This window comes from bacterium (assembly GCA_030655055.1).
Lineage (GTDB): Bacteria > Edwardsbacteria > AC1 > AC1 > EtOH8 > UBA5202.
On the sequence record JAURWH010000043.1, the window covers coordinates 1 to 16,818 of the forward strand.

Here is a 16,818-nt window from a genome sequence, read left to right on the forward strand (position 1 = left end):
GGGATTGATGCTGGGAGTCCTCTTCACCGCCCTGCTGCATTATTTCAAGACCCTTGGTCTGGCTGACAGTTCTATGGAAGAGGTATAATGCAATGATCAGACAGCCAGGTATGAAGACGGGAACAATGAATGTGACATATAAATGTCATTAAAACAAAAGACCCTGACCGGACTCACCTGGAGCGTGATCGATAATATTTCCAATCTGGGAATCCAGTTTGTGGTGGGTATCATTTTGGCGCGTTTGCTTTCTCCCGTGGAGTTTGGATTGGTGGGCATGACCACGATTTTTATCTCGGTCTCGCTGTTGTTCATCGACAGCGGTTTCAGCCAATCGCTTATCCGGAAAAAGGAATGTACCCAGGCCGACTACAGTACGGTGTTCTATTTCAACCTGCTGGCCAGTCTGGCGCTTTACGTCCTTTTGTTCTTTCTGGCCGGGCCCATCAGCCGGTTCTTCAACGAGCCCAAATTGGCCGAAATCATCCGGGTGGTGGGCCTAGTGCTGATAATCGGCAGCCTCAGCATCATCCAGAGGACCACCTTGGTCAAGAAGATCGACTTCAAGTTGCAGACCAAGATCTCGGTCGTTTCTTCGTTGGTCTCGGGCGCGGTGGCCATATACCTGGCTTTGGCGGGGTTCGGCGTGTGGAGCCTGGTGTGGAGGACCATTACTGCCAACCTGCTGACCACGGCCCTGCTCTGGGCCTGGAACCGCTGGCATCCGGCCAGGTTGTTCGACTACCAAGCATTTAAGGAGCATTTCAGGTTCGGGTACAAGCTTCTGTTGAGCAACCTGATCAACACCATCTACCAGAACGTATACTACCTGTTGATCGGCAAATATTTCAGCGCCGTTCAGCTTGGCTACTACGTCAAGGCCGAAGAATTTAGCAACCTGCCGTCATCCAACATCACCAACGTGATCCAGAGGGTCAGCTACCCGGTGCTTTCCCAGCTGCAGGACGAGCCCCAAAAGATGAAGAACGGGTTCAAGAAGATCATCAAAAGCACCATGTACATATCCTTTGTGCTGATGATGGGGCTGGCGGCCGCGGCCAAACCCCTGGTGATCACCCTGATCGGCCAGAAATGGGAGACCTCCGTGGTCTACCTCCAGTTGCTTTGCTTCTCCGCCATGCTTTACCCCCTGCATGCCCTGAACCTGAACGTTCTGAACGTAAAGGGACGCTCCGACCTGGCCCTGAAGATCGAAATAATCAAAAAATCACTTATCATCCCCATCGTCCTGGGCACCATGCTCCTGGGCATAAAGGCCATGCTGACGGGCATGATCTTCATCTCCTTCGCCGCCTTTTTCCTGAACGCCTATTATTCCGGGCGGCTGATAAACTATGGGATCAAAGAGCAGGTCAACGATATCCTGCCGTCCTTTCTGATCGGGGCGGCGGTTGGGGTCATGGTGTTCCTTGAGGCCGGCCTCATCAAATCAAGCTTTCTGGTCATCCTGGCGGTCCAGATAGCATCTGGAGCATTACTGACGGTCCTGATCTCGGAAACATTCAAATACGGCCCCTACCTGGAAATGAAATCGCTGATAAACGACAAACTGAAGAGACGATGACAAACCAGATCAAAGCGCTGATAAAAGAGATAGTGCCGGATTTTCTGCTGAGGGAGGCCAGGCTGCGGCTAAGGGGCCGGAAGCATTACTGCCCGGTATGCCGGAATAAAGTGTACCGGTTCCAGGGCATGTCCGAACAGTATTTCGAACAATGGCTGAAATATCGTTACATCCACAGCCTCTTCAACTTTGAGACCACCAACATCGTCGCCTACGCCTGCCCCTTGTGCGGGGCCAGCGACAGGGACCGATTGTACGCGGTATTTCTGGCCGGGTACCTGGAGGGAAAAGAAACCAGGTTCCTGGAGATCGCCCCGGCCAAACCCTTGGCAAGATACATCCGCTCCTTTCCCGGGGTAAAATACCGGTCGGCAGATTTACATATGCCGGAGGCGGACGACAAGGTGGACATCACGGATATGGCAATCTACCCGGACGAAAGTTTTGATTTTATTTTGTGCTCCCATATCCTGGAGCACATCGAGGACGACAGCCAAGCCTTAAGGGAGCTTTACCGAGTGTTGTCCCGGAAGGGAAAGGGGATACTGATGTCCCCGGTCAATCTGGGGCTGGAGGCTGATTACGAGATAAAAGGACCGCTGACCGAGCCTGAAAGATGGCATCACTATGGTCAGGGGGACCACGTCCGGACTTATTCCAAAAAGGGGTTTATGGAAAAAATAAGAAACGTGGGGTTTCTGATCGAGGAGGTCACCGCGGCCAACTACGGCCAACAAGTATTTGAACGGTGTGGGATACTTGAAGGCTCGGTGCTGTATGTGGTATCAAAAGAATAAAGACGGCCGGGCCAAACCACCTGCCGGCATCCATAAAAACGAAAAATAAGATCGACCATGAATAAGCCAATATTAGTCACCCAGCCCTTTCTGCCGCCCTTGGAGGAGTTTGAGTCGTATCTCAAGGACATTTGGGAAACCAAATGGGTCACCAACAACGGCAAGTACCATCAGGAGCTGGAGCAGGCCCTGTGCGATTATTTGGGAGTAAAGTATCTCTCGCTTTTCTCCAATGGCACCCTGGCTTTGATAACCGCCCTGCAGGCCCTGAAGATCACTGGAGAAGTAATCACCACCCCCTTCAGTTTTGTGGCCACCGCCCATTCCATCTGGTGGAACAACATCAAGCCGGTCTTTGCCGACATTGAACCTGAATATTTCAACCTTGATCCGGACAAGGTGGAGGCGGCCATCTCCCCCCAAACCACCGCCATCATGCCGGTCCATGTCTATGGCAATCCCTGCCAGGTGGAAAAGTTCCAAAAAATTGCCCAGACCTATGGGCTGAAAATCATCTACGATGCCTGCCATACCTTTGGGGTGAATGTTGACGGCCGGTCGGTGCTGACCTTCGGCGATCTTTCGGTGCTGAGCTTTCATGCAACCAAGGTCTATCATACCTTTGAGGGAGGGGCCATTGTCTGCCACGATCCGGAAACCAAAAAACGGATTGACAATCTGAAGAATTTCGGATTTGTGGATGAAACTACGGTGGTGGCGCCGGGCATCAACGCCAAGATGAATGAGGTTCAGGCCGCCATGGGTTTGCTGCAGTTGAAATATATAGACAGCAACGTTGAAAAACGGCGGCAGATCGCCGGACTTTACCGGGAAGGCCTTAAAGGCATAGCCGGGCTGTCTTATATGAACGATATGTCCGGGGTAAAACATTGCTACTCATACTTTCCCGTTTTAATAGACAAAAATATGTTCGGCCGGTCCCGGGATGAAGTTTATGACCAACTTAAAAAACACAATATATTCGGGCGGAGATATTTTTACCCCCTGATCAGTCAGTTCCCCACCTACCGGGGTTTGGATTCCGCCCAGCCCGGGAAAATGCCGGTGGCCGAAAAAGTGGCCGAAGAAGTGCTTTGCCTGCCGATATATCCGGAGCTGGAGACCGGGTCCATAAAGCAGCTCTGTTCAATTATGAAAGCCGGTTAAACCAGGTTTCCGGTCCGCCGATCATCTAAAAATCAGCAACATTATAACGAAACACCAACATGACATCTTTTTATTCAAAGGAAGAACTGTCCCGTCTGGGGCTGAATAGTTTCGGCGAAAATGTTTTGATAAGCCGAAAATGCAGCATTTACGGGGCTTCAACCATCAGCCTGGGAAGCAATGTCCGGATCGATGATTTCTGCATCCTTTCGGGCCGGGTCAATCTGGGCTCCCACATTCATATAGGCTCCTTCTGCGGGTTGTTCGGCAGCAAGGGAATTACAATGGGTGATTTTTCAGGGCTTTCGGCCCGGGTCACGATCTACAGCGAATCGGATGATTACATGGGGGCTGGTTTGACCAGCCCGGTGATACCCGACCGATTCCGGGTGGTTAAGGGTTCTCCGGTGGAGATCGGGAAGCATGCTCTGATAGGTTGCGGGGCGTTGATACTGCCAGGGGGAAATTTGAGCGAAGGATCGGTTTTGGGGGCGATGTCGTTACTGAAAACCACCACCGATCCCTGGCATATATACGCAGGTGTTCCCGCCAAGAAATTAAAGCTTCGGGAAAAGGAAACCATGCTGAATTTTGAAAAAGAATACTTAAAATGAAGCAAATAGTCAGAAACGTTAAAATCATCGGCACCGGCTCCTATGTGCCCGAAAAGGTCTACACCAACGAATACCTGTCGACGATCGTTCCCACCACCCCCGAGTGGATCTTTGAAAATTTGGGGATCAGGGAAAGAAGAATCGCCGGGGAGCATGAATGCACCAGCGATCTGGCCGCCCAGGCCGGCCTAAAGGCAGTCGAACACGCGGGCCTGAAGGTCGGCGACATAGATCTGATCATAGTGGCTACTTCCACCCCCGACCGGCTGGCGCCATCCACCGCCGCCATCGTCCAGGACAAGATCCAGGCCTATAACGCAGTTGCCTTCGATATCGCCGCGGTCTGCAGCGGGTTCTTGTTCGGGATGTCAGTGGCCACCCAGTACATCGCCGCCGGAGTGTATGACAACATCCTGGTGATAGGGGCCGACACCTTTTCCAAGATCACCGACTGGAGCCGCCGGGATTGCGTGTTCTTCGGAGACGGGGCTGGTGCCGCCGTCATCACCCACGGCAATGTCAATGAGGGTTTTTTAGCCACCAGGCTCTACACCGACGGCCGGGGAAAATGGCATTTTACCATCCCAGCCGGCGGTTCCGAGAATCCGGCCAGCCAGGAAACGGTCAAAAATAAAATGCACTATTTTCAGATGAACGGGGCAGAGGTCTACAAAACAGCCACCATCGTCCTGCCGAAGGCCATCAATCAGGTGCTGGCCGACACCGGCCTTTCGATCTCCGATGTGGCCATGCTGATCCCCCACCAACCCTCCATAAAAATACTTCAAAAAACAGCCGAGCTGATCGGACTGCCCATTGAGAAGGTGATGACCAACATGGACAAGTACGCCAACACCAGTGGCGGCACCATCCCCATTCTGCTGGATGAGGTGAACCGGGCCGGCAAATTAAAGCCCGGCGACCTGGTCCTTTTTGCGGCGGTCGGTTCCGGCTGGACCTACGGAGCGTCAATTTTAAAATGGTCGTGATATGATAATTGTAACAGGCTCAGCCCGGGGGATCGGGAAGCATCTCTTCGAGCATTTCCCGGAGGATGAAGTTTTGGGAATTTACCACCAAACTTCCCCGGCAAATCCCCGGTCCAACTCCCATAAACTGGACATCGGCTGCGAGAGAGAGGTGGATCTGTTTTTTAAGGAACACGGTCCCAGGCTGTCGAATATTGTATTAATAAACTGCGCCGGCATCTCCTACAATTCGGCGGCCCACAAGGCCGACCTGGCTCAGTGGAAGAAGGTGGTGGAGATCAATCTTTTTGCCACTTTCAACCTGATCAGGAATGTGTTGCCCATAATGCGAAAAGACAATTACGGCAGAATAATCAATTTTTCTTCCGTGGTCGCCCAAAGGGGCGCGGCCGGGACCAGCGCCTATGCCGCCTCAAAATCCGCCCTATGGGGGCTGGCCAAAGCCATCGCCGTGGAGAACGGCAGCCGGAATATAACCATCAACAACATCAATCTGGGCTATTGCGAAACCGGGATGATCGAGCAGGTCCCGGATCCGGCCAAGGAAGAGATCTTGAGGCAAATACCCTGCCACAGTTTATGCCCCATGACCGATTTGATCAAAACCGTGGAATACATCATGGCGACCCCATATTTAAACGGCTCTTCCATTGATCTGAATGGAGGCTTGTTTTAAAACCCAAGGCCAATAGCCAAAAGAAAAGATATAAATGGTTTTGAAAACTTCCCCGCTGGTCAGCATCGTCTGCACCACATACAACCAAATAAAATACATCAAAAAAGCCATAGACGGGTTTTTGATGCAGCAGACTGATTTCCCGGTAGAGATCGTGATCCATGATGACGCCTCGACCGACGGTACTGACCGGATAATCAGGGAATATGCCGGCAAGTATCCGGAATTGATATTTCCGATATTCCAGACGGAGAACCAATTCGCCCGGGGTAACGGCCTGGTGGCCATCAAGGCCTTTGGGGCCGCCCGCGGCAAATACATCGCCCTATGTGAAGGAGATGACTACTGGACCGACCGGCACAAACTGCAAAAACAGGTGGATTTTCTGGAGTCAAATCCGGATTATTCGATCTGTTTCCACCGGGTTAAACTAGCATATCCACTCAACATCTCCAACCTCATCAGGCGACGGCGATCTAAAGGCAGCATCAAAGAAACAACGACCATAACGGACCTCTGCCGCAACAACTATATATACACCGCGTCCTGCGTGTTCCAAAACCGCCTGACCGGCCCTCTCCCACAGTGGTTTGAACAGGTGCTGCCATTGGATTGGCCATACTTTGTGCTGGCTGCCCGTCACGGCAAGATCAAATTTATTAAAAAAACCATGGCAGTCTACCGGATTCACCAGGCCGGGATCTGGGGAGGGACCTCCGCCGTAAAAAAATGGCAGCGGGAGATCGAGATGCTGCAGCATCTGGGGGACTTTCTGAACCGCTCCGACTGCCAGACGGCCGTTGATGAAGCGATCCGGGAAAGGCAGGAGGCTATTGCAAAAGAATCCAGCAAGAAAGCCTGATGTAGAAATATGATGCGTTTGCCGGTAAGGTCAATAGGATCCAGCCAAAATGATAAAACCGGGGATTTTGGGGCAGGCTTTAAAAATCCATCAATGAGTGCAAAGGATAAAAGATGAATATTGCCGCCGTTGTGGTTTTGTATAAATGCCGCCCGGACCAATCCCCCGCCATCGCCTCTTTGGTCCGCTCCTGGGGGCATAGGGCCGATGGCGAACTGAAGCTAAAACTGATCATCTATGACAACAGCCCAGAACCGCAAAAAATTTCTGTTTCCCTGCCTTTCGACCATCAATATTTCCACGATGCCGCCAACGGCGGCCTGGCGGCGGCTTATAACTTTGCCCTGCAAACCGACCCGGAAGACAATTACCAGTGGCTGCTGCTGCTGGACCAGGACTCGGAACTCCCGGTAAACTTTGCGGCCCTGACCGCCCAGGCCCTGTCGGAGGCCGGCCGGATGGGCGAAGTGGCGGCTATAATCCCCCAAGCCGTCCATGGGGACAGGCCCCTGTCGCCGGCCCTGCTGCAGTGGTGGGGCGGGGTCAGGCCGGTTTCAAAGCCGGTCCCGGGGATCTGCCCCGGCCCGGTTACGGCCATCAACTCCGGCACTCTGCTGAGGAGATCATTCCTGTCGGAGATCGGGGGCTTCAACCTTTCTTTCAAACTGGACTATCTGGACCACTGGATGTTCGCCGAAATGAACCGGCGCGGCAAAAAAACATATTTATCACAGGCGGTGATCAGCCATGACCTGTCGACCTGGCATGGCTCCGGTTCGGTTTCGCCGGAGCGGTACCGGTCCATCCTTGAGGCGGAGACGTTGTTTTACCGGATCACCCGGAGCCGGACCACCTATCTGTTCCATCTGCTGAACCTGGCCCTTAGAGCCGGCCGGCAGTATTTAAAAGGAGACAAACAATTGTACCCTTTGACCCTCCGGCATCTTGGCCATGCAGTCACCAATCGGTAGGACATTATGAAGCGAATGATCATTGCCTCAATAACTGTTCTGGTCTGGATATACTGCGGCATAGCCTTTTTTGACCCGGCGGATTTCATCCTGGGGGCCAAGCTCCCGGTTTTTGCCATGGCCCTGCTGCTCTTCCTGTTATTGAATACTATGGACCGGCTGGCCTTGCCGAAGGACCTGTTGTTCCGGATATTTTTACTGGCCTTCCTGATCCCGGCCATTTCGCTGACAGTCTTCTTGATCCGCCATCCCGGCCAGAGCCTGACCGACAGCTTTTCCCTGGTGAAGGGGTTGTGGGCGGTGCTGCTGATATTCCCCGTGGCGGCGGCGGGGGTGGACCTTAGAAAACCGGTGTTTGCCTGCATTGGGGCCATGGCCGCCACCATCCTCGGCCTGCGGGTTTGCCTGGCATTCAATCCGGCGCTTTATAAAAGCATAACTTCCTTTTTGGTCGATTATAACGTGGCCCGGATCGGGTCCCGCAGCTTCGGGGAAATTGACGTGGTGATGATATTTTTTGTCACCACGCCACTGGTGATCATCAGCGTTCCTTTTTTAATCAACCTGATATTCGGCAGATCGAACACCGCCTGGCATAAGTTTGCGGCAGTCCTGTTCCTGGGCCTTATTCTGTCGGCCTCATTCGTTTCGGCCGCCCGGGCCCTGACCATTGTTCTGCTGCTTGAATGCCTGGCCTGTTTTGTGTACCTCAACCGGCGCCGGGGGGTGCTGGTGGCAGGGTCCTTGGCGCTGGCGGCGATCTTTTTGGCGGCGGGCCTGATGATGGTTCAGAAGACGACGCTGCTTTCGTCCGGCGAACAATCGAACTCGACCAAGATCGGACATTTCAAATCGTTCACGGAATACATCAACGATCATCCGGCGGTGCTTTTGACCGGCGACGGTTTGGGGGCCACCTACTTCAGCGGCGCTCCGGACGTGGGCAAGGAGGTCTATCAGACCGAACTTACCTATATAGACATGGTGCGTTACTTTGGCCTGGCCGGGAGCCTCTTCATCCTGCTGCTGCTGGGCGCGCCGCTTCTGCTGCCGGCCAACAACGGATTGCTGTTCATCGGCCTGATGTCCTATTTGATCGTGGCCGGGAACAACCCCCTGTTGTTCAATTCCACCGGGATGCTGGCGATGGTCTTTTTTTGGTCCCAGCAGCTGAGATACTCAAAAAACAACGCCATTCGGCCAACCCCCGCCCCGGGGCATTAACCGTCACATTTGTTGGAGCGGCAGGACAATGGACAAGGAGCGCACGCCGGAGATCAGCGTGATCATAGTCAACTGGAACGGACGGGCCCTGCTGGAAGAATGCCTGCAATCCCTGGAGGACCAGACCTTTCAGGACTTTGAGATAATTTTGGTTGACAACGGCTCCACCGACGGCTCGGCGGCCTGGGTGGAAAAAAATCATCCCCGGGTGCGCCTGCTGGCCCTGGGATCGAACACGGGTTTCAGCGCCGGGAACAATGCCGGGCTGGACCTGGCCAGGGGTGAATTCATAGCCCTTTTGAACAACGACACCAAGGCGGAGGCCGGCTGGCTGGAGGCGCTTTACCGGGGGATCTGCTCCGACGGGCGCATTGCCGCCTGCGACTCCATGGTCCTTTATTACGACCAGCCGGGACTGATCTGGAGCGCAGGAGGCGTTTATACCATCGCCGGGTCGGTTTCACCCCGGCTCTATCAGCAGCCGGACAGGGGGCCGGGGCAGGGGCCTCAGGATGTTTTCATTGCCGTGGCCTGCGCGGCCATTTACCGGATGAAGGTCGTCCGGGAGATAGGTCTGTTCGATGAAGCCTATTTTAACGGATATGAAGATGTGGACTGGTCGTTTAGGGCTCATTTGTCGGGTCACCGGATCGTCAACGTTCCGGCCGCCCGGGTTTACCACAAGGTATCCTCGACCCAGATCCACAACAGCCCGGATTTCGTCTATAACGGCCAGCGCAATGTCAGCGCCACGTTCATAAAGAACATGCCGGGCTGGTTGTTTTTCAAATACCTTCCCCTGCATTTGGCGTATGCCCTGGGAAGTTTTTGGTATTTTGCCAAGGTCGGACAGGCCGGCGCCTTTCTCCGCGCCAAGCGGGACCTGGTCCGCCAGATCCCGGCGCTGGTTTCCCAAAGAAACGCCATCCAAACCGGAAAGACTGTTTCCTCCGGCGCCATAGACGGGTTGCTGGAGAAGAACTGGCTGACGGCCAAGGTCAGCAAATACAGGAAAAACGACCATGCCAAAGGATAAGGAAAGCAAAATGGGAAAACGCCGGGGATCGGCCGCATGAAAAACCGCGCCGCAGCCGTTCTGGATCAGATAATAGACCTGTCGATGGTGGGCTTCGCGGCCTCGCTGCCGGTGTCCATCGCCTTCACCCAAAGCTCGCTGTTCGCGGGCTGGGTGGCCTGGCTGGTGAAGTGCGGGGTGGAAAAACGGTGGAACGGGTTCAAGACCCCGCTGGACCTGGGCTTTGCGCTGTTCCTGGCCTCGGCCCTGCTTTCCACCGTCTTCTCGCTTTCCCCCGGGGAGAGCTTCGTCAGCCTTAAAAAATTCTACCTGCTGTCGGCCGCATATTTCATAGGGTTCAATGTCAAAAGCCCGGCCCGGCTGCTGGAACTGGTGAAACTGTTCCTGGGGATGACCGCTTTGACCGGGGTCTACGGCCTGGTGATGTTCGGGTTTGGGTACCAGCCCCGGCTGCTGGCCGCCCAGGGCATGGCCCTGACCTCCGGCGGGATGTTCATGATGGCCGGGCTGCTGTCGCTGGCCTGGCTTTGGCAGCCGCCCCAGTTTCAGGACAGATGGCAAAGGGCTAAAGACTGGGCCATGGCGGCCCTGCTTTTAGCCAGTTTGATGTTCACCAAAACCATCAGCTCCTGGTTTGGTTTTATGGCGGGGTTCCCCCTGCTGGTCAGGTCCCGGTGGAAACGGGCCACCATGTATTCGCTTATCGCCCTGCTTTTGGCCGGGATATTTTACAGCGCCAACAACCCCAGCCTGTCATTCAAAATATTCAATGTCAACAAGTCCGTCTCCTGGAACCTCCGGCTGAGTTATTGGCGGATGGGATGGCAGCTGGTCAAGGAACGGCCGGTGCTGGGGACGGGAATGATAGACCTGGCCAAACTGCTGAAGGCCAAAAGGGTGCCGGCGGACGACTGGATCTGGCAGGGGGCTCCGATGGCCGGGCATCTGCACAACAACTTCATCCAGATCACCGCCACCCGGGGGTTTGCCGGCCTGGCCGCCTTTGTTTTCATGTGGTTCACGATCTTTGCCCTGGCGGCAAAGCTGATGAGGTCCAGGCACCGCCTGACCGCCATTATTGCCGGGGGGATAACGGCGGTGCTGATAGGGTTTCAGGTGAACGGGCTGGCGGAATGGAATTTCAGCGACTCGGAGGTGGTGACCATCGTCTGGTTCCTGGCGGGCCTGTTGCTGGCGCTGGAGCGCTTTGAACGCGGGGAAGGACGGAGCGCCGGAGGCTGAATGTGGAAGACTGGATACTGGATGCTGGATGCTGGACAATGAGCACGGGATGCCGTGAATTGTGAATCGTAAAAGCAGTTTATCAAAACAAAATGAAGATCACCATCATCACCGTGGCCTATAATTCCGCCGGGACCATCGAAGACACCATCCGCTCCGTCCTGTCGCAAACCCATCCGGACATCGAGTACATAGTGGTGGACGGCGGGTCGACCGACGGGACGCTGGCCATAGTTGACAAGTACCGCGGCAGAATAGCCAGGTCGGTTTCCGGGCCGGACCAGGGCATATACGACGCCATGAACAAGGGCCTGGCCCTGGCCACGGGCGAGGTCGTCGGGTTTTTGAACTCCGATGATTTTTACGCCCGGAACACGGCCGTTGAAGAGGTGGCCCGGGCGATGCAGAACAGCGAGCTGGGCGCCTGCTATGCCGACCTGGTCTATGTAAGGCAGAACAAAACGGACCAGATCGTCCGTTACTGGAGATCCAGCCCCTACCGGGCCGGGCGGTTCGGAAAGGGGTGGGTGCCTCCGCACCCCACCTTTTTTGCCCGGCGTTCAGCCTATGCCCAACTGGGGGGATATGACATAAGTTTTCCGGTGGCCGCAGATTTTGAGCTGATGGTCCGCTTTCTGGCCCGCCACCAGCTAAGGTCCGCCTACCTGCCGCAACTCCTGGTCTGCATGCGGACCGGGGGGGCCTCCAACGGCGGCCCGGGAAGCATCATCCGGCAGAACCTGGAGATATACCGGGCCCTTAAAAAGAACTTTCAGCCGGTTTCCCCGCTGTACCCCCTTTATAAGCTGATCGAAAAAAACTCGCAGTTCTTCAAGCGCCCGGGCAGCGGCCTTCCGGATCCCGGCATTTTCAAGGAAGGCGGGTCATGACTGGCAAGAGGTTGTTTGATGTTATATTTGCCGCCGGGCTGGCGGCGGTGCTGTTCATCCCGATGCTGCTGATAGGCCTGATGGTCAGGCTGGGCTCCCGGGGGCCGGTGTTGTATGTCTCCGAAAGGATGGGCCGGGACAACCGGAGTTTTAAAATGTACAAGTTCCGGACCATGAGGACCAACGCCCCGGTGGTGGCCACCCACCTGCTGGCCCGGGCCGAACAGTACCTGGCGCCCGGCGGCCGGTTCCTGCGCAAGACCAGCCTGGACGAGCTCCCCCAGTTGATAAATATCATAAAGGGGGAGATGAGCTTCGTGGGGCCGCGCCCGGCCCTGTTCAACCAGTTCGACCTGATGGAACTGCGCACGGCCCGGGGGATCCACCGGCTGACGCCGGGCCTGACCGGCCTGGCCCAGGTGAACGGGCGGGACGAGCTGCCGATCCCGGAGAAGGTGGAATACGACCGGGTTTACCTGGAGAAAAGGAGCTTTGGGCTGGACCTGAAGATCCTGCTGTTAACCCTGAAAAAGGTGATAACCAAAGAAGGAGTCAGCCATTGATGAATTCCGACGCCGCCAAAACATTCTGGCCGCAGCACACCAAAAGGCCGCTGTTCTTTCTGGTCTGCGACATTTTCATCCTGGCGGTCTCGCTGTACGCCGCCATCCTTTTCCGGTTTGATTTCGCCGTCCCGGAATACTACTCTCCCATGTTCCTGCGGATACTGCCCCTGATGATCGTGATCAAGCTGGCCTTTCTGGCCTACTTCGGCATCTACCGCGGCGCCTGGCAGTATGCCGGGGTCAACGACCTGGTGCAGATAGTAAAGGCGGTCACCCTCGGGTCGGTGGTGGTCTTTGCCGCCTCCAGGTTCATCATGCCGGGCTGGGTGCAGTACTCCCGGGGGGTGATGATCATAGAATGGCTGGGGGACATCATGCTGATAGGGGGCTTAAGGCTTTCGCTTAGGATGTGGAAGCAGCATCTTTCCAATTCCCAGTACAAGAAGGCGGACCGCCAGCGGATGCTGATAGTGGGGGCCGGCGACGCCGGCGAGATGGTGGCCCGGCAGCTGATGGCCCATCCCGAATACGGCAGCCTTCCGGTGGGCTTCATTGACGACGATCCGGCCAAAAAGGGCCAGCGGATCCACGGGCTGCCGGTCTTCGGCGCCCGGCCGGTGATGGACGGGGTGGTGGTGAACCAGGGGATAGACCAGGTGCTGATAGCCATTCCCTCGGCCCCGGGGCCGGTGGTCAAGGCGGTGGTGGAGCAGTGCCAGCAGGCCAAGCTAAAATTCAAGATCGTCCCCGACATCAAGAAGATCCTCTCGGGCGAAATCGGCATCAACCAGATCCGGGACATAGAGCTGGAAGATCTTTTAAGGCGGCCGGCCATCAACGTCAACCTGGAGGAGATAGCCGGGTACCTTGGCGGCAAGACCATCCTGGTGAGCGGGGCCGGCGGCTCCATCGGCTCCGAGCTCTGCCGCCAGATAGCCTCCTTTAACCCGGGAAGGCTCCTTTTGGCCGGCAAGGGCGAGAACAGCCTGTACCACATCGCCTCGGAGCTGGTCCAGAATTCCAAAACCCTGAAACTGGAGACCCTGATCTGCGACGTGGCCGACGCCGCCAGGGTGGACCGGATCTTTGAACAATACCAGCCCCAGGTGGTGTTCCACGCCGCCGCCCACAAGCACGTCCCGATGATGGAGCAGAACCCGGGCGAGGCGGTCAAGAACAACATCTTTGGCACCAAGACCCTGGCCGAGGCGGCCTGCCAGCACGGGGCCGAACGGTTCGTGCTGATCTCCACCGACAAGGCGGTGAACCCCACCAGCGTGATGGGGGCCACCAAGCGGATCTCGGAGAAGGTGGTGATGAGCCTGAACGGGAAGGGGAAGACCAAGTTTATGGCGGTGCGGTTCGGCAACGTGCTGGGCTCCAGCGGCAGCGTGGTGCCCCTGTTCAAAAAACAGATCGCGGCCGGGGGTCCTTTAACCGTCACCCATCCCGACATGGAGCGCTACTTTATGACCATTCCCGAGGCGGTGCAGCTGGTGATCCAGGCCGGGGCCATGGGCCAGGGCGGGGAGGTGTTTGTGCTGGACATGGGCCAGCCGGTGAAGATAGTGGACCTGGCCCGCGACATGATAAAACTCTCGGGGCTGACGCCCGACATCGACATCAAAATAGAGTTCACCGGACTGCGCAAGGGGGAGAAGCTTTACGAGGAGCTTTTGACCGCCGAGGAGGGGGTCAACACCACCAAGCACGCCCAGATCTTCATGGTCAAGGGCCGGCACGCCAGGCTTAATGAACTGCCGAAACTGCTGCCCCTGCTGCACAAGGCGGCCCTGACCGGGGACGAGGGCAAGGTGGTGGCGGCGATTCAGAGGGTGATACCGGGTTTTAGAAAAGACGCGGGAACGTTTGCCCACTAAAGCCCACTAAAAAGCACTAAATAGTTTAAATAATGTTTCGAGTAGTTTTGCCGCCTCAGCGGCACCCCGCCACGGGCGGTGGCGTGTATTTCGTGCCTGCGCGCTGAAGCGCGGAGTTTACACCGATGCAAGAGGTGGCGCGCAAGCGTGGGAAAGGTCCCCCGGCAACGCCGGACCCTGCAGCGCCGTAGGCGCGAAATGTTTCTAAGAACATCAAACATATGAACGGACTGAGGTCCGTAGGACCGGCATGGCAGCGTGAAGATGCGACATCCCGCCCCTACGGGGATAGAAACATCCCGCCCCTACGGGGCTACAGAATCAATGCACTATAAAAAGATCATATTAGTGGCCGGGACCAGGCCCAATTTCGTCAAGGCGGCGCCGCTGCTGAGGGCCTTTAAGGCTTTGCCCAAAGCTAAGCGGCCCAAAGTGCTGTTGCTGCACACCGGCCAGCACTACGACCACCTGATGTCCCAGATCTTTTTCCAGGACCTGGAGATCCCCCGTCCGGACATCTTCCTTAACGTCAAGTCCCGGACCCCGGCCGGGCAGGTAGACGAGATCATCGCCAAGTTCCAAAAAGTGCTGGCCGCCCAAAAGCCGGATCTGGTGATGGTGGTGGGCGATGTTACCGGGACCATGGCCTGCGCCCTGGCCGCCAAGATGTCCGGGGTCAAAGTGGCCCACGTGGAGGCCGGCCTGCGCAGTTACGACCAGAGCATGCCCGAGGAGCGCAACCGGGTGCTGACAGACCACGTCTCGGACCTGCTGTTCACCAGCTGTCCCGAGGCCAGGGGGAACCTGTTAAAAGAGGGGATCGCCGGGAGGAAGATCCATTTTGCCGGGAATGTGATGATCGACACGCTTAAAACTGAAATACCAAAAATAAAAAATAAAAAATACCTGAGCAAACTGGGATTGGTAAAAGGGGACAGGATACAGCCCTATGTGCTGCTGACGCTGCACCGGCCGGGGAACGTGGACGACCCCAAGGTGCTGGGCCCCATCTTGAAGGCCTTTGAAAAGATAGCCAGGGAAACCACGGTAATATTTCCAGCCCACCCACGGACGCTGAAGATGCTGATCTCCCGAGGGCGAGGCAATGAATACAGAATATTGAAGACAGAAGACGGAATATCGAATAACACCAAGACCAGAAGCAAATCCAGTATTCAATCTTCAGTATTCAGTCTTCCGGTGCGCGGCCTGCGCATAGTTCCCCCGCTGGGGTATCTGGATTTTATAGCCCTGCAGCAGAATGCTGTCTGCGTGTTCACCGATTCCGGCGGGGTGCAGGAGGAGACCAGCTTCCTTAACGTGCCCTGCTTTACGGTGCGGGAGAACACGGAAAGACCGGTGACGGTGAGCCTGGGGACGAACAAGATCATAGGCACAAAACCAGGGGCGATCCTTGAAGCCTGGGGCAAACTCAAAAGGCAGAAGGCAGAATTGACAAATGGGGAAATGGGAAATGGGAATATTGGAAAGCCTAAAGCTGACAGCTTAAAGCGCAGAGCTTCGATTCCCAGGTGGGACGGGCATGCGGCGGAGCGGATCGTCAAGACAATTGTCAATGAACAATGAGCAGGAATACGATACCGACTGAGATGCTAAGCATGAAAGCAAGGCAACGTTGGAGGGGCAAGGCAGGGGGCAAGGCGACGGCTGAGATGCCCGGATATGCTGCCAGGCGATGGGGCTTCCGAAGGTCCGAAAGCGGGAACGCTGACTGAGGAGCAAAGCAGGTGGGCAAGGCAATAGTCTGCCCTGAGTGTGACGACCGTGATTTGCAGACGGAAGGGGCTGAGATGCCTGCACATAATGTCCAGCAACGATGGATCGCTGGAGGAGCCGGGCCAGGGAGCAAAACAACGAACGAAATAAATTGGAAACTTGGAAAATGGAAACTGGAAAACTGGGGAACTTCAAACGGTAAACAGTAAACAGTAAACGGCCCTTCGACAGGCTCAGGGCACGTAAACACCAAACAGTAAACAGTAAACAGATATATGTCCAAAGTATTGATCACCGGGGGGTGCGGGTACATAGGCTCGCATGCCAACAAGCTGTTAAGCGAAAGCGGCTGCGACACCGTGGTGCTGGACAATCTGGTCCACGGCCGCCGGGAGTTCGCCCAGTGGGGCCGGTTCGTTAAGATGGACCTGACCGACCGGGAGGGCCTGGAGAAACTTCTGGCGGCGGAAAAGTTTGACTCCGTGCTGCACTTTGCCGGGTATGCCTATGTAGGCGAGTCGGTGACGGATCCGGCCAAGTACTACCAGAACAATGTGGCGGGAACCCTTAACCTGCTGGCGG

Annotated in this window: 16 protein-coding genes; all 16 read left to right on the forward strand. The window is 55.8% G+C overall.

Annotated features, from left to right (window positions below; translation table 11 throughout):
* Nucleotides 1-142: 142 nt before the first annotated feature.
* Nucleotides 143-1,585 carry a lipopolysaccharide biosynthesis protein gene (locus Q7U71_01855; protein ID MDO9390498.1) on the forward strand — a complete coding sequence of 481 codons (1,443 nt, stop codon included), beginning with the start codon at nucleotides 143-145 and terminating at the stop codon, nucleotides 1,583-1,585.
* The gene (locus Q7U71_01860) at nucleotides 1,582-2,382 is read left to right on the forward strand and encodes a class I SAM-dependent methyltransferase (protein MDO9390499.1); all 801 of its coding nucleotides are present in this window, start codon (nucleotides 1,582-1,584) and stop codon (nucleotides 2,380-2,382) included. The genes Q7U71_01855 and Q7U71_01860 overlap by 4 nt, the downstream gene beginning before the upstream one ends.
* Nucleotides 2,383-2,439: 57 nt before the next feature.
* Entirely contained in the window at nucleotides 2,440-3,549 is a 1,110-nt protein-coding gene (locus Q7U71_01865; GenBank protein MDO9390500.1) for a DegT/DnrJ/EryC1/StrS family aminotransferase, read from the forward strand.
* Between the two features lie 59 nt (nucleotides 3,550-3,608).
* Complete coding sequence (locus Q7U71_01870) at nucleotides 3,609-4,163, forward strand: acyltransferase (protein ID MDO9390501.1); 555 nt, start codon at nucleotides 3,609-3,611, stop codon at nucleotides 4,161-4,163.
* Nucleotides 4,160-5,152 (forward strand): beta-ketoacyl-ACP synthase III, encoded by a 993-nt coding sequence (locus tag Q7U71_01875; protein ID MDO9390502.1) that lies wholly within the window; start codon nucleotides 4,160-4,162, stop codon nucleotides 5,150-5,152. The genes Q7U71_01870 and Q7U71_01875 overlap by 4 nt, the downstream gene beginning before the upstream one ends.
* A gap of 1 nt (nucleotide 5,153) precedes the next feature.
* On the forward strand, nucleotides 5,154-5,828 hold the full coding sequence (locus tag Q7U71_01880; protein ID MDO9390503.1) for an SDR family oxidoreductase: 675 nt from the start codon (nucleotides 5,154-5,156) through the stop codon (nucleotides 5,826-5,828).
* A gap of 34 nt (nucleotides 5,829-5,862) precedes the next feature.
* The gene (locus Q7U71_01885) at nucleotides 5,863-6,690 is read left to right on the forward strand and encodes a glycosyltransferase (GenBank protein ID MDO9390504.1); all 828 of its coding nucleotides are present in this window, start codon (nucleotides 5,863-5,865) and stop codon (nucleotides 6,688-6,690) included.
* A gap of 113 nt (nucleotides 6,691-6,803) precedes the next feature.
* Nucleotides 6,804-7,661, forward strand: coding sequence for a hypothetical protein (locus tag Q7U71_01890; GenBank protein MDO9390505.1), 858 nt, complete (start codon nucleotides 6,804-6,806; stop codon nucleotides 7,659-7,661).
* A 6-nt stretch (nucleotides 7,662-7,667) separates the two neighbouring features.
* The gene (locus Q7U71_01895) at nucleotides 7,668-8,885 is read left to right on the forward strand and encodes a hypothetical protein (protein ID MDO9390506.1); all 1,218 of its coding nucleotides are present in this window, start codon (nucleotides 7,668-7,670) and stop codon (nucleotides 8,883-8,885) included.
* Between the two features lie 28 nt (nucleotides 8,886-8,913).
* Nucleotides 8,914-9,921: a glycosyltransferase family 2 protein gene (locus Q7U71_01900; protein MDO9390507.1), complete on the forward strand. Its 1,008-nt coding sequence runs from the start codon at nucleotides 8,914-8,916 to the stop codon at nucleotides 9,919-9,921.
* A 36-nt stretch (nucleotides 9,922-9,957) separates the two neighbouring features.
* Nucleotides 9,958-11,163 carry an O-antigen ligase family protein gene (locus Q7U71_01905; protein ID MDO9390508.1) on the forward strand — a complete coding sequence of 402 codons (1,206 nt, stop codon included), beginning with the start codon at nucleotides 9,958-9,960 and terminating at the stop codon, nucleotides 11,161-11,163.
* Between the two features lie 92 nt (nucleotides 11,164-11,255).
* Nucleotides 11,256-12,053: a glycosyltransferase family 2 protein gene (locus tag Q7U71_01910; protein MDO9390509.1), complete on the forward strand. Its 798-nt coding sequence runs from the start codon at nucleotides 11,256-11,258 to the stop codon at nucleotides 12,051-12,053.
* The gene (locus Q7U71_01915; protein ID MDO9390510.1) at nucleotides 12,050-12,616 is read left to right on the forward strand and encodes a sugar transferase; all 567 of its coding nucleotides are present in this window, start codon (nucleotides 12,050-12,052) and stop codon (nucleotides 12,614-12,616) included. Before Q7U71_01910 ends, Q7U71_01915 begins: the two co-directional genes overlap by 4 nt.
* Nucleotides 12,616-14,499, forward strand: coding sequence for a nucleoside-diphosphate sugar epimerase/dehydratase (locus Q7U71_01920; GenBank protein MDO9390511.1), 1,884 nt, complete (start codon nucleotides 12,616-12,618; stop codon nucleotides 14,497-14,499). Before Q7U71_01915 ends, Q7U71_01920 begins: the two co-directional genes overlap by 1 nt.
* A gap of 324 nt (nucleotides 14,500-14,823) precedes the next feature.
* Nucleotides 14,824-16,086: a UDP-N-acetylglucosamine 2-epimerase (non-hydrolyzing) gene (gene wecB, locus Q7U71_01925; GenBank protein ID MDO9390512.1), complete on the forward strand. Its 1,263-nt coding sequence runs from the start codon at nucleotides 14,824-14,826 to the stop codon at nucleotides 16,084-16,086.
* A gap of 425 nt (nucleotides 16,087-16,511) precedes the next feature.
* Nucleotides 16,512-16,818 (forward strand): GDP-mannose 4,6-dehydratase (locus Q7U71_01930; GenBank protein ID MDO9390513.1); only part of this gene is annotated, 307 nt, incomplete at its 3' end.